The organism is Aeromonas lusitana, from assembly GCF_002812985.1.
In the GTDB taxonomy this organism is placed as follows: Bacteria; Pseudomonadota; Gammaproteobacteria; order Enterobacterales; family Aeromonadaceae; genus Aeromonas; species Aeromonas lusitana.
Genome location: NZ_PGCP01000036.1, coordinates 83,952 through 108,694, shown reverse-complemented (window position 1 = coordinate 108,694; position 24,743 = coordinate 83,952). Strand labels below are relative to the sequence as shown.

The window sequence follows — 24,743 nt, the reverse complement described above, 5'->3', positions numbered from 1 at the left end:
GACAAGTATTCCTATGTGTTCACACGAGTAACCAAGAGAGAAAATGACCGACGATCACCCTAGTACCGGCTCGCCGAAGAAAACCTGGCTCGATAAACTCAGCCAACTCTTCCAGGGCGAGCCAAAAGACCGCAACGATTTGGTGGAAGTGATAGCCGACGCCGAGGAGCGAGACCTCATCGATCAGGACACCAAGGACATGATCGAGGGCGTGCTCGAAATTGCCGAGCTGCGCGTGCGCGACATCATGATCCCCCGCTCCCAGATGGTGACCATCGAGAAGTCCCAACCGGTGGACGAGTTCCTGCCGGTCATCATCGAATCCGGCCACTCCCGCTTCCCGGTGATCAACGAAGACAAGGATCACGTGGAGGGCATTCTGCTCGCCAAGGATCTACTGCCATTCGGCTTTGGCGGCCACCATGCCAGCCAGCCCCTGCAGCTCGAACAGATCCTGCGCCCCACCGTGATAGTGCCGGAAAGCAAGCGGGTCGATCGTCTGCTCAAGGAGTTCCGTGAAGAGCGCTACCACATGGCAATCGTGGTGGACGAATTTGGCGGCGTCTCGGGCTTGGTCACCATAGAAGACATACTCGAGCTCATCGTCGGCGAGATTGACGACGAGTTCGACGACATCGAGGACGAGCCGGAAGAGATCCGCCGCATCAGCAAGCGGGTCTTCTCGGTCAGCGCCCTCACCGAGATCGAAGACTTCAACGACTTCTTCGGCACCCAGTTCAGCGATGAAGAGGTGGACACGGTCGGCGGTCTGGTGATGCACGCCTTCAGCCACCTGCCGAAGAAGGGCGAAGAGATCGAACTCGACGGCTACCTGTTCAAGGTGATGCACGCGGACAGACGCCGCCTGCAACAGCTGCAGGTGAAGATCCCGGAGAATCACGCGGCGGCCCAGCCGGAGTCCTGATCTCCATCGCTCTCACCCAGCGAGTCAACGCCCCTTCCCAGGGGCGTTTGTCATTTCAGCACTCCCCTCTTGCCTGCCGTACCCCTTCCAACAGGCCTAGGTACGGCGCCAAAATCCCGATAGCCGGGAGGCTCGCCGTTGACCCGGTTTGCGGTTAAGATGTCGGCCATTCAACTTTCATTCAGTCCAATCGAGCCCCTAGCCTAGTGAAATCGAAACTTCTGACAAGCCTCTTCGCCCTGGCCTCTGGCGCCATCGCCGTGCTGGCCTTCTCCCCTTTCGGCTACTGGCCTCTGGTGATCCCCTCATTGCTCGGCCTCTACGCCCTGCTGGACAAGGCCAGCCCCAAGCAGGCCGCCTGGCGCGGCTTTGGCTACGCCATGGGACTCTTCCTGCCGGGCCAGTGGTGGATCCACGTCAGCATGACGGAATTCGGCGGTATCCCGCTGCCGGCGGCGTTTGTGCTGCTTGCGGGGCTTTGTGCCTACCTTTCTCTCTACCCGACCCTGGCCTGCTGGTTGTTTGCCCGCTTCTTCAGCGGTCGGCACTGGAGTCGCTGGCTGCTCGCCTTCCCGGTACTCTGGCTCGGAGCCGACTGGCTGCGGGGCTGGGTGATGACCGGCTACCCCTGGCTCTGGTTTGGTTACACCCAGATTGACGGTCCCCTCAAGGGCTTCGCCCCCATCCTGGGGGTGCAGGGCATCACGCTGGCCCTGCTGCTGTGCACCTCCGCCCTCTGGCTGGTGTGGCAGAGCCGCAAGCCGGCCTGGTTGCTGGTCCCCGTCGCCCTGGTGGGTACCGCCCACGGGCTGATGCAACTGAACTGGGTGACCCGGGGCGAGCCGGTCAAGGTGGCCCTGGTGCAGGGCAACATCGCCCAGTCCCTCAAGTGGGATCCGGAGGCGCTGATCCCCACGGTGCGCACTTATCAGGACCTCAGCCGCGAGAATCAGGATGCCGACATCATCGTCTGGCCAGAATCCGCCATTCCCGCCATCGAGAAGGAGATGGGCACCTATCTGGAGAGCCTGGACAAGGCGATGAAGGTCAATGACACCGGCCTGCTGGCGGGCATCATTCACTACGATCTCCAGCAGCAGCGCTTCTACAACACGGTACTCGGCATGGGGGTGCAGGATCTGGACGGCAAGGAGTCCTACCACTACGAGCACAAGAACCGCTACTACAAGTACCACCTGCTGCCCATCGGCGAGTTCGTGCCGTTTGAAGATCTGCTGCGCCCCATAGCGCCCTTCTTCAACCTGCCCATGTCCTCCTTCAGCCGGGGTGACGAGGTGCAGCCGAACCTGATCGCCAAGGGGCTCAAGTTCGCCGCCGCCATCTGCTACGAGATCATCTTCCCGGACGAGGTGCGCCGCAACGTGCAGCCGGATACCGACTTCCTGCTGACCGTCTCCAACGACGCCTGGTTTGGCACCAGCATAGGCCCCTGGCAGCACATGGAGATCGCCCGCATGCGCGCCCTGGAGCTGGCTCGCCCGCTGCTGCGCGACACCAACACCGGCATCACCATAGTCACCGAGATAGACGGCAGCATCATCGCCCAGATCCCGCAGTTCGAGGCCGGGGTGCTCAGAACCGAGGTGCGTCCGGCCCATGGCCAGACCCCTTATCTGCGCTTTGGCAGCTGGCCCATGTATGGCATCGCCGCCCTGCTGCTGGGCCTTGGGCTGGCCCTGCGCCCCCGCGCCCACCCTTGGGCCCGCCAGCTCTGAGCATGTTAAAAACATAAAAAGAGGCGCCCATGGGCGCCTCTTTTTATAACCTCATCATCCTATGTCAGGGTGAGAGCGGTTCACGGTGATACTCGTTGGCCCCGCATTCCGGGCAGGTACCGAGCTGCTCCGGGTGCAGCACTGTATGGCGCCACTCGCAGTGGTCGCACACCAGCACCCCTAGCCCGACCCAGTCACCGGCCCGATAGATGCCCTTGTGCTCCAGCTCGTCCGCCAGCTCGCGCCACTCCACTTGCGCGCGGTCGGTCACGTCTGCGAGCCAGGACCAGGCAGTGTCTTTCAATGCCAGCATAAAGGCGGATTCCGGTGCCTCGCTGCGCCCCTCGTCATAGTTGCCAAGGTCCCGTTTCACGTATTCGGCGATCAGCGCCAACTCGTCCTGGGTCAGGTCGCTCGCCGCCTCCAGGTAGGCCTGCACCCTGGCGATCATGCGATTGAGGCGTTCCCCCTGGAACTCTTCCGTCTCCTCCCATTGTTTCTTGAGCTGAGCGATAAAGGCTTCATACCCTTGTCGGCGTTTGTCCATGGTCCTTGCTCCTCTACAGATAGCGGATCCTGCTCACACGATCCCGGCGGACGCTGGCGGTTGTTGCCGCCGCAGGATATGGGTATTCTATCGGGATTTCCCAGCTGATTTATCTATTCATTTCACAGATCCGGATGTCACCAATGCAAGAGCAATACGTTCCCCAATCCATAGAACCAGCAGTGCAACAGCACTGGGATGCCAAGAAAACCTTCAAGGCAGTGGAAAAAGTAGACAAAGAGAAGTTCTACTGCCTCTCCATGTTCCCTTATCCGTCTGGTCGTCTACACATGGGGCACGTGCGTAACTACACCATAGGTGATGTGATCTCCCGTTATCAACGGCTCAATGGCAAGAACGTGCTGCAACCCATCGGCTGGGATGCGTTCGGTCTGCCGGCCGAAAACGCCGCCATCAAGAACGCCACGGCGCCGGCTCCCTGGACCTACGAAAACATCGAATACATGAAGAACCAGCTGAAGATGCTGGGTCTTGGCTATGACTGGGACCGGGAACTGGCCACCTGCAAGCCGGATTACTACCGCTGGGAGCAGTGGTTCTTCACCAAGCTGTACGAGAAGGGTCTGGTCTACAAGAAGACCTCCTCCGTCAACTGGTGCCCGAACGACATGACGGTGCTGGCCAACGAGCAGGTGATCGACAACTGCTGCTGGCGCTGTGACACCCCGGTGGAACAAAAAGAGATCCCCCAGTGGTTCATCAAGATCACCGACTATGCCGAAGAGTTGTTGAACGATATCGACAACCTGGAAGGCTGGCCCGAGATGGTCAAGACCATGCAGCGCAACTGGATTGGTCGCTCCGAGGGGGTCAACATCAGCTTCCTGGTCGACGGCCAGGACGATCACCTGGAGGTCTACACCACCCGTCCGGATACCTTCATGGGCGTGACCTATGTGGGTATCGCCGCCGGTCACCCGCTGGCCGCCCAGGCTGCCGCCGATAACCCGGCACTCGCCGCCTTTATCGAAGAGTGCAAGAACACCAAGGTCGCCGAAGCCGAGCTCGCTACCATGGAGAAGAAGGGCATGGCCACCGGCCTCTATGCCATCCATCCCCTGAGCGGCCACAAGGTTCCGGTCTGGATCGCCAACTTCGTGCTGATGAACTACGGCACCGGCGCCGTGATGGCCGTTCCTGGCCACGACTTGCGTGACCACGAGTTCGCCACCAAGTACGGTCTGCCCATCCAGCCCGTGATCAAGCCGGCCGACGGCGATGCCCCGGACGTGGCTGCCGCCGCCTACACCGACAAGGGCGTGCTGTTCAACTCCGGCGAGTTCGACGGTCTCGAGTTCCAGGCCGCCTTCGACGCCATCAGCGCCAAGCTGGAGAGCCTCGGCTGTGGCAAGCGCACCGTCAACTACCGCCTGCGCGACTGGGGTGTCTCCCGTCAGCGTTACTGGGGCACCCCCATCCCCATGCTGACCCTGGCCGATGGCAGCGTAGTACCGACCCCGGAAGATCAACTGCCGGTGCTGCTGCCGGAAGACGTGGTGATGGACGGTATCCAGAGCCCGATCAAGGCCGACCCCGAGTGGGCCAAGACCACCTTTAACGGTCAGGAAGCATTCCGCGAAACCGATACCTTCGACACCTTTATGGAGTCCTCCTGGTACTACGCCCGTTACTGCTCCCCTGACTACGACAAGGGCATGCTGGATCCTGCCGCCGCCAACCACTGGCTGCCGGTGGATCAGTACATTGGCGGCATCGAGCACGCCTGTATGCACCTGCTGTACGCCCGTTTCTTCCACAAGCTGCTGCGTGATGCGGGCCTGGTCAACAGCGACGAGCCGTTCAAGCGCCTGCTGTGCCAGGGCATGGTGCTGGCTGACGCCTTCTACTACAAGGACGAGAAGGGCGGCAACGTCTGGGTCAGCCCGACCGAGGTCAAGGTAGAGCGGGACGACAAGGGTCGCATCACCAAGGCCGTGGATCTCGAGGGCCGCGAAGTGATCCACTCCGGCATGACCAAGATGTCCAAGTCCAAGAACAACGGTATCGATCCCCAGCTGATGGTGGAGCGTTACGGCGCCGATACCGTGCGTCTGTTCATGATGTTCGCCTCTCCGGCCGACATGACCCTGGAGTGGTCCGACTCAGGCGTAGAGGGTGCCCAGCGCTTCCTGCGTCGCCTGTGGCGCATCACCTTCGAGCACGTCAGCTCAGGGACAGCTCCCGCTCTGGATGTGGCCGCCCTCACCAGCGAGCAGAAGGCCGTGCGCCGCGAGCTGCACAAGACCATCGCCAAGGTGAGCGATGACGTGGGTCGCCGCCAGACCTTCAACACCGCCATCGCCGCCATCATGGAGCTGATGAACAACCTGGCCAAACTCGGCACCGACGAGCAGGACCGCGCCCTGATGCAGGAAGCGCTGGAAGCCGTGGTGGTCATGCTCTACCCCATCACCCCGCACATCGGCTTCGAGCTGTGGAAGATGCTGGGCAAGACAGGGGACATCGACGTGACCGGTTGGCCGGAGGCTGACGAAAAAGCCATGGTCGAAACCGAGAAGTTGGTGGTGGTGCAGATCAACGGCAAGATGCGTGGCAAGCTGACCGTGCCGGCCGAGATAAGCCAGGCCGATGTGGAAAAACTGGCCATGAACGACGCCTCTGTACAGAAGTTCACCGACGGTCTGACCGTGCGCAAGGTGATCTACGTACCGGGCAAGCTGCTCAACATCGTAGCCAACTGATGAAATGACGGCGGGCAAGCGCCCGCCGCTCTTCACTCCATGCAAAGAGGAAATTACATGGGCATGCCCCTTACTCGCTGGATTGCCATCATGCTGACGGGCCTGCTGCTGCAGGCCTGCGGTTTTCAGATGCGGGGAACCGCCATTCCCCCCGAGCTGATGACCATGAAGGTGGTCGGTGACAAGACAAGCGACTTCTATCGACTGGTGACCACCCGTCTCAAGGCCTCCGGGGTGACCCTGGCGGACAAGGAGGGCCTCCCTGTGCTGACGCTGTCAGGCATCAGCAGCAGCAGCCAGGTCGCCTCCGTCGACTCCATCGGCCAGGACCGTGAATACCTGCTGGGTTACAGCACCCAGTTCAGCGTCAGCATGCCGGGCAAACCGACTCAGGTGTTCCCCATCACCTTCAACCGCAGCTTCCTGAACAAGCCGGATGCGGCGCTGGCCTCCTCCCGCGAGCAGGAGCAGCTCGGCAAGGAGATGCAGGAGCAGGCTGCGAACCTGGTGATCCGTCAGCTCAGCCAGGTCAAGTTCTGATGCAGGCATCTTGATGAGAGTCTATCCAGAGCAGTTTGCAGACCATCTCAAAGCAGGGCTCAAGCCCTGCTATCTCGTTTTTGGTGAGGAGCCGCTGCTCAAGCTGGAGGCCATCGACGCCATTCGTCAGGTGGCCGTCAAGCAGGGTTTCGACGAGCGTCACAGCTTCGTGGTCGAGGCCGGGCTGGACTGGAATCAGGTCTATGACGCCTGCCAGGCCATGAGCCTGTTCTCGGCGCGCCAGATCATCGAGCTGGAATTGCCCGCCAAGGTCGACAAGGATCTCGCTGCCCGCATCACAGAGATTGGCAAACAGCTCCACCCCGACCTGCTGCTGGTGCTCTCGGGCCCTCGCCTCAACCAAACCCAGATGAAGGCCGCCTGGTTTGACAAGCTGAGTCAGCTTGGCACCTATGTGCCGGTGAATCACCCCGAGCCCCGCTTCTTCCCACGCTGGATGAGTGCCCGTTTTCAGCGCTTTGGCCTCAAGGCGCTGCCGGATGCCATCAACTTCATGTGTCATGCCTACGAGGGCAACCTGCTGGCCGCGAGCCAGGAGATAGAGAAGCTGACCCTGCTCTCGCCGCCCCAGCCCATCAGCGTCGCCTATCTGCAAGAGACCATCATACGCCACGCCCACTTCACCCCGTTCCAGCTCATCGACTGCCTGCTGGAGGGCAAGGTGAACCGGGCCCAGCGCATCCTGCTGGCGCTGCGGGCCGAGGGCACGGAGCCCGGCATGCTGGCCTGGACCCTGTGCCGCGAGCTGGAGCAGCTCACCGAGTTGGCGCTGGCGGCGCGGGCCGGCCAGCCACTGGTGGAACACTTCTCCCGGCTGCGCATCTGGCAGAGCCGCCAGCAGCTCATTCAACAGGCCCTGACCCGGCTGCCATTTGGCAAAATCCAGCAGCTGTGGCAGCTGATGGCACAGCTTGACGACGCCCAGCGCCGATTTGATACCGAGCAGGCCTGGCTCATGCTGCAGACCCTGGCCCTGGGTTTTCGCGACGCGGCCCCGCTGCCCTTGCTGGAGCCAGCCTCATGCTGACCGCGCCCATAGGCCTGCTGGGGGGGACCTTCGATCCCATACACATTGGTCATCTGCGGCCGGCCATCGAGGCGCAGGCCACCCTGGGTCTGGCCGAGGTTCGTCTCATCCCGAACCATGTTCCGCCCCACAGGGCCAGCCCGTTCTGTACGAGCGAGCAGCGCCTGGCCATGGTGCGGCTGGCTGCGGCGGAGAATCCCGGGTTCGTGGTGGATGAGCGGGAGCTCAAGCGGGACCAGCCCTCTTACACCATCGACACCCTGATCTCGCTGCGCACCGAGCTGCCGGATACCCCGCTCTGCTTCCTGATGGGGATGGATTCGCTGCTCAGCCTGCCGAGCTGGCATCGCTGGCAGGAGCTGCTCGACTATGCCCATCTGGTGGTGAGCATGCGCCCCGGCTGGCAGCCGGATTACCCGGCCGAGGTGGCCGACTTGCTGGCCCGCCATCAGAGCCAGGATATAGGCGCGCTGCATCGACAGCGCCACGGCCATATCTGGCTTAGCGACAATCTGCCCATCGAGCTGTCGGCTACCAGGCTGCGCGCGCTGCTGGCGGCAGGGCAGGATCCCAGGTACCTGCTGCCAGCCTCGGTCGCCCGCTACATAGCCCAGCACCGACTCTACCAGGCCGAGCCCTGAGGCGAATATTCGCCCTCTTTCGGATAGAGATGTCACCGACATCCCCGGGCGCAGGGAGTACTGACTTGACTAGGGACTGGCCCGGTTGCGCACTATAGTGATCAACAGGGGCCGGTTCACAGTGACCCCGAATCCATTCCCTTTGCCGGACTGGGAAACGGGAATGACCATGATATAATCCGCCGCCCTGATACCATGCAGCGCGCCGGACAGAGTAGGAGAAGACATTGCAAGGCCAAGAATTACTCGCCTTTATCGTCGACAAGATCGATGACATGAAAGGCCGCGACATCATCACTCTGGATGTCCGTGGCAGCTCCAGCATCACGGATACCATGATCATCTGCTCCGGCAACTCCAATCGCCACGTCACCGCCATCGCCCACAACCTGGCCAGCGAGGCACGCCACGCCGGGCTCAGTTTGCTCAGCGTGGAAGGTCAGCTCACGGGTGAATGGGTACTGGTAGACATGGGGTCGGTCATAGTGCACGTGATGCAGGATGAATACCGCGACTTCTACCAACTGGAAAAACTCTGGGGCGGCGCCTCTCAAGTGAATGCGCAGTAAAGTACGGACGTAACGAAGGGTGCAAGTGTAAAGAGCGATGAAGATCCAGTTGATTGCGGTGGGCACCAAGATGCCTGCCTGGGTAGAGCATGGCTTCGAAGAGTACCGTCGCCGTTTCCCGAAAGACATGCCGTTCGAGTTAGTCGAGATAGGCGCAGGCAAACGCGGCAAGAATGCCGACATTCCCCGCATCCTGCAAAAGGAGGGGGAAGCCATGCTGGCCGCCGCCGGTCGCTCCCGTCTCGTGACCCTGGACATTCCCGGCAAGCCCTGGACCACTGAGCAGCTCGCCGCGCAACTGGAAGTCTGGAAGCTGGATGGTCGCGACGTGGCGCTGCTGATAGGCGGCCCGGAAGGCCTGTCGCCCGAGTGCAAGGCCGCCGCCGAGCAGAGCTGGTCCCTGTCGCCCCTGACCCTGCCCCATCCGCTGGTGCGGGTACTGGTCGCAGAGAGCCTCTATCGCGCCTGGAGCATCACCACCAATCACCCGTATCACAGGGAATGAGCCATGCATATCTGGAACATCCCCAGTCAAACCACAGGGAGTAGCCCACGTGGTTTCTCTCTTTGCCCTCGTCGGCCATAAGGTAACGGCATGCTGAAGAATCGCATCGAAATGCGCGATCACAGTGCCGAGGGACGTCTGTTCTTTCGGCGCACCCTGGTCGCCTACATCGGCATGGTGGTACTCATGCTGGTGCTGCTGGGCAATCTCTATTACCTGCAAGTAGAGTCTTACGACACCTACCAGACCCGATCCAACGATAACCGGATCCGGGTCGTGCCCGTGGCACCGCCGCGGGGCCTCATCTATGACGCCAACGGCGTGCTGCTGGCGGAAAACCGCCCCGTCTACAGTCTGGAAATCGTGCCGGAAGAGACAGACAACCTCGAGCAGACCGCCGACGATCTCATCGCCCTGCTGAAACTGCCGGAGGGGACCAAGGAGAAGTTCCTGGCCGAGGTCAAACGCCAGCGCCGCTTCAAGCCAGTGCCCCTGTTCGAGAAGCTGACCGAGTATCAGGTCGCCCTCTTCTCGGTCAACCAGCACAACTACCCGGGGGCCAGCATCGAGGCCTACCTCAAGCGCTATTATCCGTTCGGGGATACCCTCACCCACGCCCTCGGCTACGTGGCCAAGATCAATACCCGCGACGTGGAACGCCTCGACAAGGAAGACAAGCTCGCCAACTATGCGGCCACCAAGGACATCGGCAAGCAGGGCGTCGAGAAATACTATGAAGATCAGCTGCATGGCGTAGCGGGTTATCAGGAGGTCGAGGTCAACAACCGGGGCCGGGTGGTGCGTACCCTCAAGTTCCAGCCGCCAGAGCCCGGCAAGGACATCTACCTCAACATCGACATCCGTCTGCAGCTCAAAGCCCAGGAGCTGCTGGCCGGCCGCCGTGGCGCCATCGTCATGATGGATCCGAACACAGGTGCCATCCTGGCCATGGAGTCGAGCCCGAGCTACGACCCCAACCTGTTCGTGACCGGCATCTCCAGCGCCAACTACTCAGGCCTGCTCAACGATCCCGCCCGTCCGCTGGTGAACCGCACCACGCAAGGCATCTATGCCCCCGCCTCCACCGTCAAACCCATGATGGCGGTGATGGGGCTGAACGAGGGGGCCATCACCCCCAACTACCGTTACTTCGGCGGCCCCAGCTTCTCCATCCCGGGCACCACCAAGAAGTTTCGTGACTGGCGCCGTTGGGGTCACGGCTGGCTCGATGTCTATCGCGCCATCGAGGTATCGGCAGACACCTATTTCTACGATCTCGCCTATCGGGTCGGCATCGACAAGATCAATGCCTACATGACCAAGTTCGGCTTCGGCCAGTACAGCGGCGTCGACTTGTATGAAGAGACTCGCGGCGTCATGCCCTCTCGCGACTGGAAGATGGCCCGCTGGCGTCAACCCTGGTATCAGGGTGACACCATCTCCATCGGCATCGGCCAGGGCTATTGGAGCTCGACCCCGATCCAGCTGGCCAAGGCGATCAGCATACTGACCCAGAACGGTCACGACGTGACGCCCCATCTGCTCAAGAGCACCGCCTCGGCAGATGGCGTGGTCAACGCCCCCATCAACCCGAACATCGCCATCGCCGCCAAGAGTGACACCTATTGGCAGGTGGCCAAGGACGGCATGTGGCGCGTCATCAACGGCCACGAGGGCACGGGCCGCCGCGCCTTCGCCAACACCCCCTACAAGGCGGCTGGCAAGTCCGGTACCGCTCAGGTTGTGGGTCTGAAAGAGAACCAGGTCTACAACGCGGCCACCACCAAGGTGGAGCACCGCGACAACGCCCTGTTTGTCGCCTTCGCGCCATTCGACGCCCCCAAGGCCGTGGTGGCCCTGGTGCTGGAGAACGCAGGGGGTGGCAGTTCCATGGGGGCACCGGTCGCCCGCCACATGCTGGATGCCTACCTGCTGCCGCCTGAGCCCCAGTTGCCGCCGGCGCCACAGCCATCCAGCCCCAGCCCGGATCAGAGCGAGGCCGTTCCCAATGAGTAATCTTGCATGCCAAAAGGGGCCTGGTTGCCCCTTCGCGCAGCTCGCAGTGCCTTCGACGCCGAGTGAGGTAATGCCCAATGAGTAATTCCGCTCGCCAGCAGAGCATCTGGTACAAGCTGCACATCGACTTGCCGCTGCTGCTCGGCCTGCTGGCCCTGATGACCCTCTCCATGGTGGTGCTCTACTCCGCCTCGGGTCAGGATTTTGATTCCATCATTCGCCAGTTGGTGCGTGGCGGTCTGGCGTTCGCGCTGATGATAGGGCTGGCCCAGTTGCCGCCGTCCCTCTATGCGCGCTGGTCTGTGCCTCTGTTTGTGGTGGTGGTCGTGCTGCTCATCGCGGTAGACGTGTTCGGCCATATCGGCAAGGGGGCTCAGCGCTGGCTGGATCTCGGCTTTATGAAGTTCCAGCCCTCCGAGGTGATGAAGCTCTCCATGCCCATCATGGTGGCCGCCTGGCTCAGCCGTCACTCACTGCCACCCAAGTTCAGCCACGTGCTGATCGCCCTGGTGATGGTGCTGCTGCCTACCCTGCTTATCGCGGCCCAGCCCGATCTCGGCACCTCCATTCTGGTGGCGGCCTCCGGCTTCTTCGTCATCTTCCTTGCGGGGATCAGCTGGTGGCTGATCGGTCTCGCGGCACTGCTCATCGCCGCCTTTATGCCGGTGCTCTGGTTCTTCCTGATGCATGACTACCAGCGCCAGCGGGTGTTGATGCTGCTTGACCCCGAGAAGGATCCCCTCGGCCGTGGTTATCACATCATCCAGTCCAAGATAGCGATCGGCTCCGGCGGTGTGTTCGGCAAGGGCTGGCTGCAGGGAACCCAGTCCCAGCTGGAGTTCCTGCCTGAGCGCCACACCGACTTTATCTTCGCGGTATTCAGCGAGGAGTTTGGCCTGGTCGGGGTTGCCCTGCTGCTGGTGATCTATCTCTACATCATCAGCCGCTGCCTGTTTATCTCCATGCAGGCCCAGAACAGCTTCGAACGTCTGCTCGGCGGCGCCCTGACCCTCACCTTCTTCGTCTATGTGTTCGTCAACATGGGCATGGTGAGCGGCATACTGCCTGTGGTGGGGGTCCCTCTGCCTCTGGTGAGCTATGGCGGCACCTCCATGGTGACCCTGATGGCCGGCTTCGGCATCCTGATGTCCATCCAGACCCACAGACGACTGCTGGCCTGATGAGGTGGATATATTCTGCCGGTATTGGGGGTCCCCCTGCCTCTGGTGAGCTATGGCGGCACCTCCATGGTGACCCTGATGGCCGGCTTCGGCATCCTGATGTCCATCCAGACCCACAGACGACTGCTGGCCTGATGCATCGGTTGTGGTGGATTGCTCTCTGTGCGCTGGCGCTCGGCTCCCTGCCGGCGGTTGCCGCCCCCGAGCCGCCGCAGTTGGGTCGGCTCGCGGAGCAGCAAGCCGTGCCGCTGGCCGAGTTGCAGGCCGCCACCGCAAAGGCGCAGCTACGCCAAGAGATCCTCGACACCATAGCCCGCCCCTGGGAGGCCAAGCCCTGGCATCGCTATAGGCCGCTGTTCGTCACCCCAGAGCGGGTCCGGGACGGGATCGCGTTCTGGCAGCGCCACGCCGATGTGCTGGCGCGGGCCGAGCAGACGTATCGGGTCCCCGCCTCTCTTATCGTATCCATCATCGGCATAGAGACCTTCTATGGCCGCCAGATGGGCCGCCACTCGGTGCTCGACAGCCTCTACACCCTGGGTTTTCACTACCCCGAGCGCAGCGACTTCTTCGCCAAGGAGTTCGCCCAGCTGGTGCTGCTGGCCGGGGAGGAGAAGTGGTCACTCACCCAGCTCAAGGGCTCCTATGCCGGCGCCATGGGCATGGGCCAGTTCATGCCCTCCAGCTATCGCCACTACGCGGTCGATTTTGACGGGGATGGCAAGCGGGATCTGTTTGCCAACCCGGCGGATGCCATCGGCAGCGTGGCCAACTACTTCGCCGTGCATAACTGGCGCTGGGGAGAATCCGCAGTCGAGCCCGCCTTGATCGGATTGGCGCCAGTAGATACCCTGCTGGAGCCCAGCCCGGACCTCAAGCAGCGCTGGGCCGAGCTGGCCGCCGCCGGAGTAGAAATCGCCACCCCGCTGGTCCCCGACACGCCGGTAAAACTGCTGGTATTGGAGCAGGCAGACGGACCCGAGTACTGGGTCGCGCGCCACAATTTTTATGTGATCACCCGCTATAACCGCAGCCCTCTCTATGCGATGGCGGTGCATCAACTCAGCCAAGCAATCCAGGACGCTTATGCATTACAGCCACAAACTTCTTCCCCTCAGCCTGACCTTGTTGCTGGCCGCCTGTAGCAGCCAACCGGAGCCACAGCCGATCCCCGAGCAACCCGCTGTGCAGGAAAAACCGCAAGTCATCGAGATCCCGCAGGCAACGGGCGCCATCCCGCGTCCCGAGCCCATGAGCGCGAGCGGCAACCGGGATTACTGGATTGGCAAACAGAAGTTTGAGGTGTGGCGCGACATCAAGCACTACACGGAAGAGGGCACCGCCAGCTGGCTGGCCCAGGATCTGGATGGCCAGAAGACCGCCAACGGCGATGTGCTGGACAGCACCCAGTTCAGCGCGGCCCACCGCAACCTGCCACTGCCGAGCTATGTGCGGGTCACCAACCTGGACAACGGGCTGGAGACCATAGTGCGAGTCAACGATCGCGGTCCCTTCGGCAGCGATCGGCTGATCGATCTCTCCCATGCGGCGGCCAAGCAGCTGGACATAGTGGAGAACGGCGAGGCGCGGGTGCGACTCGAGCTCATCAACGACACCCCGGACCAGATCGTCGAGATGGTACCCATGACCCCGATGCAACCCATGCAACCGGCGGCTGCCGAGGAGGGCGCCTTCCTGGGTGAGCCCAAGCCTGCGGCCCCGGCACCCACTCCTGCACCAGCTACCCCGCCCAAAGCTGCCGCCAAGCCGGCGGCCACGGCAACTACCACTGTCTCGGCTAATCAGGCCGCCAGCAGTCAGGGCAAGATGATTCAGGTGCTGGCGAGTGGCTCCCAGCCCAGGGCCGAGGCCATGGGCAAGGTGATGACCCAGCGCTACGGCGTGCCCTACCAGGTGGTGGCCCACGATGCCATCTTCCGGGTCCTGCTGGGGCCCATCGCGGCCGACCAGCAGGCGAGCCTGCTGGAGCAGATCCGCCAGGGTGGGCTGGAGCAGGCCTTTATCGTCCCTTGACCGGGATGGACAAGGGCCTCACCCAGGTGTCACGTCGTATCCCGGCGTGATACCTGGGGCAAACCCATAAAAACCGGTCCAGATCGCATGTCGGGCTATGACCGACCAGCACTTCTGGTATAGTGAAGCCCGCTTTTTTTAACTTGTTTTAACTTGGGTACTCCCCATCCAGGCACCAGGAATTTCAAGATGTCCAAATTTGCCCGCTCCGTCATTCTGGCCTCCCTGTTAAGCGCCACCGCCCAGGCCAACCAGCCAGTGCCGACCCCGGATTCAGCCATGCCGGCTGCCCAGCCGGTGCCGACCCTGAACTCAGCTCCCATGGTCGTGCCCGCCGCGCCGGAGATCTCCGCCAAGGCCCACATCCTGATCGACTACTACTCGGGTCAGGTGCTGGCCGAGCAGAACGCCGAAGAGCGCCTGCCGCCCGCCAGTCTGACCAAGATGATGACCTCCTACATCATTGGCCAGGAGCTGGCCAAGGGGAACATCAAGCGTACCGACATGGTGACCATCAGCCAGAACGCCTGGTCCAAGAACTACTCCGACTCCTCCAAGATGTTCATCGAGGTGGGCAAGCAGGTCTCCGTCGATGATCTGAACAAGGGCATCATCATCCAGTCCGGCAACGACGCCTGTGTCGCCATGGCCGAACACCTGGCGGGCAGCACCGACTCCTTCGCCAGCCTGATGAACAGCTGGGCCGCCAAGCTCGGCATGAATGACAGCCACTTCATGAACCCCCACGGCCTGGATGCCGAGGGTCACTACAGTACCGCCCACGACATGGCGCGCCTGGGTCAGGCCCTCATCCGCGACTTGCCGGAGGAGTACAAGATCTACGCCCAGAAGTCGTTCGTGTTCAATGGTATCACCCAGCACAACCGCAACCGCCTGCTGTGGGATCAATCCCTGCAAGTGGATGGCATCAAGACCGGCCACGTCAGCCAGGTCGGCTACAACCTGGTCTCCTCCGCCACCAACAATGAAGGCATGCGCCTGATCGCCGTGGTGCTGGGCGCCAGCAGCGAAGGCTCCCGCGCCGCCGAGAGCAAGAAGCTGCTCACCTACGGTTTCCGCTTCTTCCAGAGCCTGACCCCGTACAAGGCCGGTACAGTGCTGGTCACCCAGAAGATCTGGATGGGTGACAAGTCCGAGGTGAAACTGGGTGTGGATCAGGACGTCTCCGTGCTGGTCACCCGCGGTCAGGGCAACAACCTGAAAGCCGACTTCCAGCTCGAGAGCGAGCTGAAGGCACCGCTTGCCAAGGGCCAACGGGTCGGTACCGTGTTCCTCAAGCAAGGCGACAAGGAGATCAAGCAGGTTCCGCTCGTTGCCCTGGAAGAGGTGCAAGAGGGTGGCCTGATGAGCCGTCTGTGGGATTATCTGGTGCTGCTGGTGACCAGCTGGTTCAAGTAACTGCCACAGCATAAAATAGCGATAAACGAGCGGCGCCCATTGGCGCCGCTCTCCAGTTCTGGTCCCGGTGAGTGAATAACCCTGTAAACTGCAGGTTCCGCCGACTGTCGATTTGTGGTAAAAAGCAGCACCTCCACGACTTGTCGAACCGTCCGGGCCTTGATCCCGGCGTGGGCCGTGCCCATATTGACAGGTACTGGCGGCCTGATGAACTCGGGCCAGACAAGATCACAGATGAAGTCGTTTCGTGACGACGCCAAACGACGATAGAAGGTGAGTAGATGAATACCAAGTTTGATGAACTGCTGGAGTTCCCCTGCAAGTTCCCGTTCAAGGTGCTTGGCGTAGCCGATCCCGCCCTGCCTGACATGGTGGTGGAAGTGCTGCAGCAGCACGCTCCCGGCACCTACAGCCCGACCGTTCAGCCCAGCACCAAGGGCAACTATCACTCGGTACGGGTGACGGTCACGGCCCAGAGCAAGGAACACATCGAAGCCATGTATACCGCACTTGGCAAGATAGAGCTGGTTCGCTACGTCCTGTAAAGTCGCCTCTCTCGCCCCGCTCCAGGGGCGAGTGATTAGTTGCCATCCCGTTTTACCGGCTCAAGCGCCCGTCAGTGAGGAAAGATGTCACTTCCAACGCCTGCCCAGCCACAGCTGCTCGTCAGACAGCTAGGCCGCCGCCCCTACCAGCCGGTATGGGATGCCATGAAGGCCTTCACCGACAGCCGCACCCCTGACACCCCGGACGAGTTCTGGGTGGTGGAGCACGATCCCGTCTACACCCAGGGTCAGGCGGGCAAGGCCGAGCACCTGCTCGCCCCCGGTGACATCCCTGTGGTGCAGAGCGATCGCGGCGGCCAGGTGACCTATCACGGCCCGGGCCAACTGGTGCTCTACGTGCTGGTAGACGTGCGCCGCAGCAAGTTGACGGTGCGCGAGCTGGTGACCTGCCTCGAGACGGCCATCATCAAGACCCTGGCCAGGAGCGGGATTGAGGCTTATGCCAAACCCGATGCCCCCGGCGTCTACGTGAAGAACGCGCTCGGTGCCTCGCTGCAGACTGAAGCCAAATTGGCCTCTCTGGGTCTGCGCATTCGCAAGGGCTGCTCCTTTCACGGTCTGGCACTGAATATCAACATGGACATGACCCCCTTCCTGCGCATCAATCCGTGCGGTTATGCGGGCATGGCCATGACCCAGACCAGCGCACTCGGCGGCCCACAGAGTGTGGCCGAGGCGCAATCTATCCTGGTGGCAGAGCTTGCCAACCTGATTGGATATCAGACGATCACGAGTACCGAAGATGCGGCATGAGCGAGTCCATGCCGCGCGGTCATGAGGGCGATGACCCTATGACCATCAATCAGACAATAACAAACACCGAGAGTGAATCATGAGCAAACCCGTTCGTATGGAGCCGGGCGTCAAGCTGCGCGATGGCGACAAGATGGCCCTGATCCCGGTGAAATTCATGCCGGATCCCAACGAGGAAGTGCTGCGCAAGCCGGACTGGATGCGGATCAAGCTGCCGCCGTCGAGCCAGAAGATCGAGCACATCAAGAGCACCTTGCGCAAAAACAAGCTGCACTCGGTATGTGAAGAGGCCTCCTGCCCGAACCTGGCGGAGTGCTTCAACCACGGCACCGCCACCTTCATGATCATGGGCGCCATCTGCACCCGTCGTTGCCCCTTCTGCGACGTGGCCCACGGCCGCCCGCTGGCGCTGGATCCCGACGAGCCGAAGAAGCTGGCGCTGACCATCAAGGAGATGGGCCTGAAATACGTGGTGATCACCTCGGTTGACCGCGATGACCTGCGTGACGGCGGTGCCCAGCACTTCGCCGACTGCATCAAGCAGATCCGCGAGCACAGCCCCCAGACCCGCATCGAGATCCTGACCCCGGACTTCCGTGGCCGGATGGAGCAGGCGCTGGAAGTGTTCCGCGAGACCCCGCCGGACGTGTTCAACCACAACCTGGAAACCGCCCCGCGCATGTACCGTGTCGCCCGCCCGGGTGCCGACTACAAGTGGTCCCTCGAGCTGCTGCGTCGCATCAAGGAGATGCACCCCCATGTACCGACCAAGTCCGGTGTCATGATGGGCCTTGGCGAGACCAACGAGGAAATCGTGCAGGTGCTCACCGATCTGCGCGAGCACGGCGTCAACATGCTGACCCTGGGTCAGTATCTGCAGCCGAGCCGTCACCACCTGCCGGTCAAGCGCTACGTGCCGCCCGCAGAGTTCGACGAGCTGAAGGATGTCGCCATGGGGCTGGGCTTCTCCCACGCCGCCTGCGGTCCCTTCGTGCGCTCCTCCTACCACGCGGACCTGCAAGCCAAGGGTGAAGAGGTCAAATGACCTCGCCCGAAAGAGGGGGTCAAATAACCTCTCCTGCTAAAAAAAGAGCGCCCTTGGGCGCTCTTTTTTATTGAGTAATCCGGACTCAGCACTCCCGGCCAACCCCTTGGCTAATTCCAGGCGCCGGGGTTAAGGTAGCGGCTCCCTTTCCTTGAGTGACACTCAAATGCCGACCCCTATCGTTCGTCTGATCCCCATGAGTGAGGCGGATTTCCCCGCCTATCGCGACTACTTCATCGACGACTACGCCCAGGATCTTGCCAGCAATCACGGGCTGGCCCTGGCCGATGCCCGCCAGCAGGCCGAGGCCTCCTTGCTGCAATACCTGCCCCGAGGGGCCGCCACGCCGGATCAGAGCCTGCTCTGCATCGTCCCTGTCAGTGACACTGTCAGTGACAATACGGGGAACGAGGTCGCACCAACGGTGGGCATCGCCGGCTATCTCTGGCACAGCATAGACAGCGCCGCCCACACCACCTTTATCTATGACTTCTACATACTCCCGGCTCATCGCGGCCTGGGGTATGGCAAAGCCGCCATGGCGGCGCTGGAAGCCGAGCTCAAGACCATGGGCGTCAGCCAGATCAAGCTCCGGGTCGCCTATGACAACCCCAGAGCCAGGGCATTGTACGAAGAGCTCGGCTTTCACATCACGGGCTACAACATGGCCAAGACGCTGGGTTGATGGCACCCGCCATCAACCCCTTCCGCCATGCCATGGCGAACCGACGCTCACAGCGAGATCCCGGAAAACGACATAAAGCCCAGCGACATCAATCCGGCCACTATGAAGGTGATGCCGATGCCCCTCAGCCCCTCCGGCACATCCGAATATTTCATCTTCTGGCGCAGACCGGCGATGGCAACTATGGCCAGCAGCCAGCCAAGCCCTGAGCCCGCGCCATACACTATGGATTCGATGAAGTCGTAATCCCGCTGGGCCATGAACATGACGCCACCAAAGATGGCGCAATGCACCGTCAGCAGCGGCAGATAGATACCCAGCGCGTGATAGAGCGATGGGAAGTACTTGTCCAGCACCATCTCCATCACCTGCACCAGGGCCGCCAGCACCCCTATGTAGATGATGAAATCGAGAAAGCTCAAGTCAAACTCCCCGAGAAAGGTGCTGTCAGGACGCAGGATATGGCGGTAGATCAGGTTGTTGAGAGGGATGGCAATCACCATCACCACCAGTACCGTCATGCCAAGGCCAAAGGCGGTGTTGATGTTCTTGGACACCGCCAGGAAGGTACACATGCCGAGGAAGAAGGCCAGGGCCAGGTTTTCGACAAAGATAGAGTGAATAAACAGGCTTACATAATATTCCATCGGGTCGGCTCACAGATTGCGCAGACAGGGCCCGCCCCATGGTTAGAGTCGATGGGGAGGGATCACTAGGCGCGGCGGCAAACCCAGGGCAGCAGCTTGACTCCAGAAGAGGAGACAGTCAGGCAGACAGGGGGTCGGGCACGCGCTTGGGAGCGGGCCCGCTGTCAGTCACCGTGGCAGAAACGAAATTGCAGATGGTGGCATCCCAGCAGGCGTCTGTGGAGATAGCCGAAATGATCGGGCACCTGCCTGAGGTAGATGAGGGGCAGGAAGAACAGCAGTCCGCACAGCAGTCCCAGAATGTCGTGCTGGAACCAGGCGAGCAGCACCTGATAAAACTCTGGATGAGAGCTGCTTTCCAGTCGTCTGACCTGCTCGGCGCCGAGTCGCCATTGGCCGCCCGGTGGCAGACCAATCTCCTTGGTCAGCCGACTGTCCGCAACCTGATACAGCTGCATCGTCGCCGGTGACTCCGCTCGCGCGGCGCGCACGGATGCATCCAGCCCTGCCGCCATGATGGCAGCCAGCCACAGGATGCAGGCGATGCCAAGGGACATCAACCCTGTCTGTAATCGACCAAGGCTTGGCAAGGGTTCGGATACCTTCAGAGTGAGCAGTGCGATGAATAGCGCGGTGAATAAAGCAGGGCCGAATATATCACAATTCGGCCCTCTTTCGTATGAAGGAGGGCAAATTCAAGGAAGGGAAAAACCGGGATTGGGTGACGTGAATCGGGCTGGCACGCCTGCAGAGCGGCAGGGCATCCCTGCCCTCCCCTTTATCCTTTCTCAGATTCAGCCCTGGTTGAAGGCGCAGTGATAGCTCACCTCGCCGCTCGCCTGCTCATCCCCATGGCGCCTGGCCATGAAGTATTCCGCCGGCACCCCGGGCAACTGCAGACGGGCATCGGCCACGAAGCCGAAGCGGCCGTAGAAACCGGGCTCCCCCAGCACCACGCAGCCGGCGACCCCCTCGCTATCCAGGGCGTCGAGCCCGGCCCGCATCAGGGCGGCGCCTATGCCTTTCCCCTGCCACTCGGGCGCCACGGCGATGGGGCCCAGACCAAGCCAGCCCTGACTCCCATCGCTGATGGTCACGGGCGAGAAGCAGAGGTGGCCGACGATGATCCCGTCTTGCTCCGCCACCAGCGAATGCCTGAGGGCGCCGGCCGCGCGCAGATCGCGGATGATCAGCTGCTCGTTGTGATCGGTATGGGGGGCCTCTAAAAAGGCGGCTATGGTCAGCGCCTCGATGGCGTCGCTGTCGGCATGGGTTTCGGGTCGGATATGGATAGTCATCTTGTCTCCTGTTGATCGTTGTTGGTTGTCGGTGTCAGGCTGCCCGCAGGCAGCACATCACATAGCCGTAGTGGCCGAGATACTGGCGGTGGATGGCGAGCTCACGGCTTAAGTCCCGAAAGGCCGCCGAGTCTCCCAGCTCGCCCTCGAGGCGCGCCAGATTGCGCGCTATGGGATCCAGATAGTTGTGCCACGCCCGTTCTGGCAGCAGGGTGTGGGAGAGGCTCTCATAGCCCCCGTCCCCAATGGTTTCGAGCAAGCCGTCCAGGGTCTGCATGCCGGGATACCCCTGTTGCCAGAATGCCCTGGCCTCGGCCGGGGGCGCGTCGGTCAGCCACACCAGCTCGCTGACCACCAATCTGCCGTGGGGAGCGCTCAGCAAGGGTCGCCAGGCGGTCAGGGCCTCGGCAAAGCCCATCACGTAGGCGCTCCCCTCGGCCCAGATAAGATCGACCGGCGCCAGCTCCCTAGGCAGGGCTGCCATATTGGCGCACAGGGTGCTCACCTGACCAAAGCCTGCCGCCCTGGCCGAGCGCTCGACGGCGGCCAGGGCACTCTCGTCCAGATCGATGGCCAAAATGGGGGCATCGCACACCTGAGCCAATGCCAGGGTGGCGGCGCCGCGCCCGCAGCCGATGTCGAGAATGCGGTTCGGGGCCATGGCGAGGGCCTCGAACTGCTGCTGGGTAAAGGCCCTGTCCCCCGGCCCCCAATGGCTCATGCCATCCAGCAGCTGCTTGAAATCCTTGATGTAGCGCTCGTGCTCGTTCATGTCCTTGCTAAGCCACTGCAGGTGGTAGCGATCCTGCTCGCTATAGCCCTGCTTCATCACCCAGTCGAAATAGGCCTGAGGTGCCTCTTGCTGCAGGCGCCACTGCCAGGCCTTGAATGCATCGCCGGATTCCCGGCTCATGCCCGCCAGATCCGCCAGCAGATCCCGCGCTCGCTGCATCCGGCTGAGCTCAATGTCCAACTCCTCCACACGCGCCCGCAGCTCAGCCTTATCTATCTCGCCGGCCAGGCAGGCGAGACACTGCTTGAGGCTGAGGCCGCCTGCCTGCAGCGCCTGCACCATCTGCAACCGCTGCAGATCAGCCTCGTCGTAGTGGCGATAGCCGTTGGCCGCCCGCACGCCCTCGATCACCCCCAACTTCTCGTAATAGAGCAGGGTGGAGCGGGCGAGGCCGCAGCGACGGGCCAGTTCGGATATTTTCATGGCAACCACTCTTGGTGCGGGTCGTCACTTGACCCGATGAAGGAGAGCTTAAACTGTGAAGCTATAGACAGGTCAACTCTCCTCTTTGCATTCCCCCATAACAAAACGGCCACCCGAGGGTGGCCGTTGGCTGGCGTGGCGTTTGAAGAGGCAGGACTAGAGACCGGCGGCTTCCAGATGCTCCACCAGCAGTTGCACGCTGCGGTTGCCGCGCCACTCGTTCACATCGAGCCGATAGACCAGCCGCACCCGCTTGACCGAGGCGTCGGGCCAGCGCTTGAGATCGACCCCGAAGGCGATGGCATCCACCGCATGGCCGGAGTCCGTGGTCAGCATCATCTTCAAGTGCTTCTCCCCCACCAGCCGCTGCTGCACCAGCAGGAACTCGCCGTCAAACAGCGGCTCGGGGAAGGCCTGGCCCCAGGGGCCGGAGGCACGGATGAGCTCGGCGAGCTCCAGGCTGAGCTCGTCGGGCAGCAGCTCACCGTCGGTGAGCAGCACGCCGGTCAAGAGCTCAGGGGTGACCAGCTCGCCTATGATGGCTTCAAACGCCCGGCCAAACGCCTCGATATTGGCCTTGGGCAGGGTCAGGCCCGCCGCCATGGCGTGGCCACCGAACTTGCCCATCAGGCCGGGGTGGCGGGTGTCGAGCAGTTCCAGGGCGTCCCGCAGGTGCACGCCCGGGATGGAGCGGCCGGAGCCCTTGAGCTCGGTGTCGCTGCTCTCGGCGAAAGCGATCACGGGTCGGTAGTACTTCTCCTTGATCTTGGAGGCCACCAGCCCCACCACCCCCTGATGCCACTCGTCTCTGTGCAGCACTATGCCGCTTGGCACCTCGCCATCACGGAAGCGGATCTGCTCCAGGGTGGCCAGCGCCTCCTGTTGCATGCCCTGTTCTATCTCCTTGCGCTCCTGGTTGAGGCTGTCCATCTCGGCGGCAAGCTGGCGCGCCAGGTTGATATCGTCACACAGCAAGCAGGCGACCCCGAGGGACATGTCATCGAGGCGGCCCACCGCATTGAGGCGCGGGCCCAGCGCAAAACCGAGATCGGCGGCGCACAGGCGCCGGCCATCCCGGCCCGACACGTCCACCAGCGCCTGGATGCCGGGGCGGCAACGTCCTGCCCGGATCCGCTGCAGCCCCTGATGCACCAGGATGCGGTTGTTGCCATCGAGCGCCACCACGTCCGCGACCGTGCCGAGCGCCACCAGATCCAGGTAATCCGCCATATTGGGGGCGCGAATGCCTGAGCGCTCGTACCAGCCGGTCTGGCGCAGATGGGTGTTGAGGGCCGCCATCAGGTAGAAGGCAACCCCGACCCCGGCCAGAGATTTCGAGGGGAAGTCGCAACCCCGTTGGTTGGGGTTCACTATCGCGTCCGCAGCCGGCAGCTCGTGGCCCGGCAGGTGATGATCGGTGACCAGAACCTGCATGCCGGCCGCCTTGGCGGCGGCGACACCGGCGATGCTGGAGATGCCGTTGTCCACCGTGATGAGAAACTCGGCCCGGCGGGCTATCGCCAGTTCAACTATCTCCGGCGTGAGGCCATAACCGAATTCAAAGCGGTTGGGGACCAGAAAATCGATATGTTCCCCTCCCATGGCCCGCAGCGCCAGCACGCACAGGGCCGAACTGGTGGCGCCGTCGCAGTCGAAATCCCCGACGATGAGGATGCGTTTTTGAGCCGTCAGGGCCGCGGCCAGCAGGGGCACCGCCTGCTCCATGCCGAACAGACGCTGGGGGGGCAGCAACAGGTTGGCGCTGCGCTCCAGCAGGGCGGGATCGTCCACCCCGCGGCTCGCGAAGATCTGGCGCAGCAGAGGGTGAAGGTTGGCGGGAAGGTGGCTGTCATCCACCCGGGGACGACGACGAATTTGCAGGGACATCGATTTGATCCAGTAGCGTGAGCAGTTGTTCAGGGCTTCGGTAACCCCGCACCAGGTCGCCGTTTGGCAGGACCCAGCTCGGTGACGCCTTGATCCCGAGCCATTGGCTCAGGCCGATATGATGGGCAAGGATCTCATTACAACCGGCCACAGGCAAACGATCACTGAGGCCGAGTGCATTTTGCAGGGCGGGATCGCACCAGCGTGCGCGGGTCTCGACCTGATCCTCAAAGGGGCCGACCAGGGGCAGCAGTTGCACGCTCACCCCCCAGGCCTGCAACTGCAGCAGCACCTCCAGCACGGGGCGGCAGCGGCGACAATCCAGCTCGGTGAACAGGGTGAGGCGATGGCGCTCATGGGGCGCCCTCAGTTGCATGCGCTGCTCGCCAATCTGGGCCAGGGCCAGCCGGCGCTGACGCTGCTGGCTCAGCATGGTGAGGTTCTTCATGTCGTGGCCGAGATCCAGCATGGAGCCCTGCAGCACATAATCCCCCCTGGCGTCGCTGTAGATCAGCCCCTGGGCCGTGCCCAGCAGGAAGAGGCCCGGCAGCGGGGTCTCATCCACCAGAAACACCTCCATGCCGAGTCGCTGGGCTATGGTCTGTTTCAATTGTTGAGGATCCATCCCCGCGTTGGCGACAAAGGCGCACAACACCATCATTCCCAGTAGTAAATGCTTCACTATTTTACCCACCTGGCATGAACGAGAGGTTTCATACGGTAAACCAGTGACAATCGCGTCTCAAATCATAAATTACAGAC

Annotated in this window: 25 protein-coding genes; 18 read left to right on the top strand and 7 right to left on the bottom strand. The window is 62.1% G+C overall.

Annotated features, from left to right (window positions below):
* The first annotated feature begins 43 nt into the window (after positions 1–43).
* Together corC and lnt are read left to right on the top strand one after the other, a co-directional pair.
* On the top strand, positions 44–925 hold the full coding sequence (gene corC / locus CUC44_RS18090; RefSeq protein WP_100861255.1) for a CNNM family magnesium/cobalt transport protein CorC: 882 nt from the start codon (positions 44–46) through the stop codon (positions 923–925).
* Between the two features lie 206 nt (positions 926–1,131).
* Complete coding sequence (gene lnt, locus CUC44_RS18085; protein ID WP_100861254.1) at positions 1,132–2,661, top strand: apolipoprotein N-acyltransferase; 1,530 nt, start codon at positions 1,132–1,134, stop codon at positions 2,659–2,661.
* Positions 2,662–2,725: 64 nt separating this feature from the next.
* Here lnt and CUC44_RS18080 read toward each other — a convergent pair whose 3' ends face one another.
* Positions 2,726–3,208 (bottom strand): zinc ribbon-containing protein, encoded by a 483-nt coding sequence (locus CUC44_RS18080; RefSeq protein ID WP_100861253.1) that lies wholly within the window; start codon positions 3,206–3,208, stop codon positions 2,726–2,728.
* 143 nt (positions 3,209–3,351) lie between these two features.
* On the opposite strand from CUC44_RS18080, the gene leuS reads away from it, so the two are divergent.
* From leuS to CUC44_RS18000, 16 genes are all read left to right on the top strand, one after another.
* The gene (leuS, locus tag CUC44_RS18075) at positions 3,352–5,931 is read left to right on the top strand and encodes a leucine--tRNA ligase (protein ID WP_100861252.1); all 2,580 of its coding nucleotides are present in this window, start codon (positions 3,352–3,354) and stop codon (positions 5,929–5,931) included.
* 57 nt (positions 5,932–5,988) lie between these two features.
* Positions 5,989–6,471 (top strand): LPS-assembly lipoprotein LptE, encoded by a 483-nt coding sequence (locus tag CUC44_RS18070; RefSeq protein WP_100861251.1) that lies wholly within the window; start codon positions 5,989–5,991, stop codon positions 6,469–6,471.
* A gap of 13 nt (positions 6,472–6,484) precedes the next feature.
* Positions 6,485–7,519, top strand: a complete 1,035-nt coding sequence (gene holA / locus CUC44_RS18065) for a DNA polymerase III subunit delta (protein ID WP_100861250.1) — start codon at positions 6,485–6,487, stop codon at positions 7,517–7,519.
* Complete coding sequence (nadD, locus tag CUC44_RS18060; protein ID WP_100861249.1) at positions 7,513–8,160, top strand: nicotinate-nucleotide adenylyltransferase; 648 nt, start codon at positions 7,513–7,515, stop codon at positions 8,158–8,160. The genes holA and nadD overlap by 7 nt, the downstream gene beginning before the upstream one ends.
* A gap of 227 nt (positions 8,161–8,387) precedes the next feature.
* Entirely contained in the window at positions 8,388–8,729 is a 342-nt protein-coding gene (gene rsfS, locus CUC44_RS18055; protein ID WP_100861248.1) for a ribosome silencing factor, read from the top strand.
* A 37-nt stretch (positions 8,730–8,766) separates the two neighbouring features.
* The gene (gene rlmH / locus CUC44_RS18050; protein ID WP_100861247.1) at positions 8,767–9,234 is read left to right on the top strand and encodes a 23S rRNA (pseudouridine(1915)-N(3))-methyltransferase RlmH; all 468 of its coding nucleotides are present in this window, start codon (positions 8,767–8,769) and stop codon (positions 9,232–9,234) included.
* Positions 9,235–9,324: 90 nt separating this feature from the next.
* Positions 9,325–11,250 carry a penicillin-binding protein 2 gene (gene mrdA, locus CUC44_RS18045; protein WP_100861246.1) on the top strand — a complete coding sequence of 642 codons (1,926 nt, stop codon included), beginning with the start codon at positions 9,325–9,327 and terminating at the stop codon, positions 11,248–11,250.
* A gap of 77 nt (positions 11,251–11,327) precedes the next feature.
* Positions 11,328–12,431, top strand: coding sequence for a rod shape-determining protein RodA (rodA, locus tag CUC44_RS18040; protein ID WP_100861245.1), 1,104 nt, complete (start codon positions 11,328–11,330; stop codon positions 12,429–12,431).
* A 24-nt stretch (positions 12,432–12,455) separates the two neighbouring features.
* Complete coding sequence (locus CUC44_RS18035) at positions 12,456–12,566, top strand: FtsW/RodA/SpoVE family cell cycle protein (RefSeq protein ID WP_157812802.1); 111 nt, start codon at positions 12,456–12,458, stop codon at positions 12,564–12,566.
* The gene (mltB, locus tag CUC44_RS18030; protein WP_100861244.1) at positions 12,566–13,576 is read left to right on the top strand and encodes a lytic murein transglycosylase B; all 1,011 of its coding nucleotides are present in this window, start codon (positions 12,566–12,568) and stop codon (positions 13,574–13,576) included. The genes CUC44_RS18035 and mltB overlap by 1 nt, the downstream gene beginning before the upstream one ends.
* Positions 13,518–14,465 (top strand): septal ring lytic transglycosylase RlpA family protein, encoded by a 948-nt coding sequence (locus CUC44_RS18025; RefSeq protein WP_100861243.1) that lies wholly within the window; start codon positions 13,518–13,520, stop codon positions 14,463–14,465. The genes mltB and CUC44_RS18025 overlap by 59 nt, the downstream gene beginning before the upstream one ends.
* A gap of 189 nt (positions 14,466–14,654) precedes the next feature.
* Positions 14,655–15,884, top strand: coding sequence for a D-alanyl-D-alanine carboxypeptidase family protein (locus CUC44_RS18020; protein ID WP_100861242.1), 1,230 nt, complete (start codon positions 14,655–14,657; stop codon positions 15,882–15,884).
* A gap of 281 nt (positions 15,885–16,165) precedes the next feature.
* Positions 16,166–16,429 (top strand): DUF493 family protein YbeD, encoded by a 264-nt coding sequence (ybeD, locus tag CUC44_RS18015; protein ID WP_100861241.1) that lies wholly within the window; start codon positions 16,166–16,168, stop codon positions 16,427–16,429.
* A gap of 84 nt (positions 16,430–16,513) precedes the next feature.
* The gene (lipB, locus tag CUC44_RS18010; RefSeq protein ID WP_100861240.1) at positions 16,514–17,203 is read left to right on the top strand and encodes a lipoyl(octanoyl) transferase LipB; all 690 of its coding nucleotides are present in this window, start codon (positions 16,514–16,516) and stop codon (positions 17,201–17,203) included.
* A 79-nt stretch (positions 17,204–17,282) separates the two neighbouring features.
* Positions 17,283–18,248, top strand: coding sequence for a lipoyl synthase (gene lipA, locus CUC44_RS18005; protein ID WP_033130949.1), 966 nt, complete (start codon positions 17,283–17,285; stop codon positions 18,246–18,248).
* Between the two features lie 151 nt (positions 18,249–18,399).
* On the top strand, positions 18,400–18,933 hold the full coding sequence (locus CUC44_RS18000; protein ID WP_341866447.1) for a GNAT family N-acetyltransferase: 534 nt from the start codon (positions 18,400–18,402) through the stop codon (positions 18,931–18,933).
* Between the two features lie 47 nt (positions 18,934–18,980).
* Here CUC44_RS18000 and nqrE read toward each other — a convergent pair whose 3' ends face one another.
* The 6 genes from nqrE to CUC44_RS17970 form a co-directional block, all read right to left on the bottom strand.
* On the bottom strand, positions 18,981–19,580 hold the full coding sequence (nqrE, locus tag CUC44_RS17995; RefSeq protein WP_100861239.1) for an NADH:ubiquinone reductase (Na(+)-transporting) subunit E: 600 nt from the start codon (positions 19,578–19,580) through the stop codon (positions 18,981–18,983).
* A gap of 164 nt (positions 19,581–19,744) precedes the next feature.
* On the bottom strand, positions 19,745–20,137 hold the full coding sequence (locus CUC44_RS17990; RefSeq protein ID WP_167388946.1) for a hypothetical protein: 393 nt from the start codon (positions 20,135–20,137) through the stop codon (positions 19,745–19,747).
* 237 nt (positions 20,138–20,374) lie between these two features.
* Positions 20,375–20,878 carry a GNAT family N-acetyltransferase gene (locus CUC44_RS17985; RefSeq protein WP_100861238.1) on the bottom strand — a complete coding sequence of 168 codons (504 nt, stop codon included), beginning with the start codon at positions 20,876–20,878 and terminating at the stop codon, positions 20,375–20,377.
* Between the two features lie 34 nt (positions 20,879–20,912).
* Positions 20,913–22,094 (bottom strand): MerR family transcriptional regulator, encoded by a 1,182-nt coding sequence (locus CUC44_RS17980; RefSeq protein ID WP_100861237.1) that lies wholly within the window; start codon positions 22,092–22,094, stop codon positions 20,913–20,915.
* Between the two features lie 156 nt (positions 22,095–22,250).
* On the bottom strand, positions 22,251–23,981 hold the full coding sequence (gene recJ / locus CUC44_RS17975; RefSeq protein ID WP_100861236.1) for a single-stranded-DNA-specific exonuclease RecJ: 1,731 nt from the start codon (positions 23,979–23,981) through the stop codon (positions 22,251–22,253).
* Entirely contained in the window at positions 23,944–24,663 is a 720-nt protein-coding gene (locus CUC44_RS17970; RefSeq protein WP_167388945.1) for a disulfide isomerase DsbC N-terminal domain-containing protein, read from the bottom strand. Before CUC44_RS17970 ends, recJ begins: the two co-directional genes overlap by 38 nt.
* Positions 24,664–24,743 lie beyond the last annotated feature (80 nt).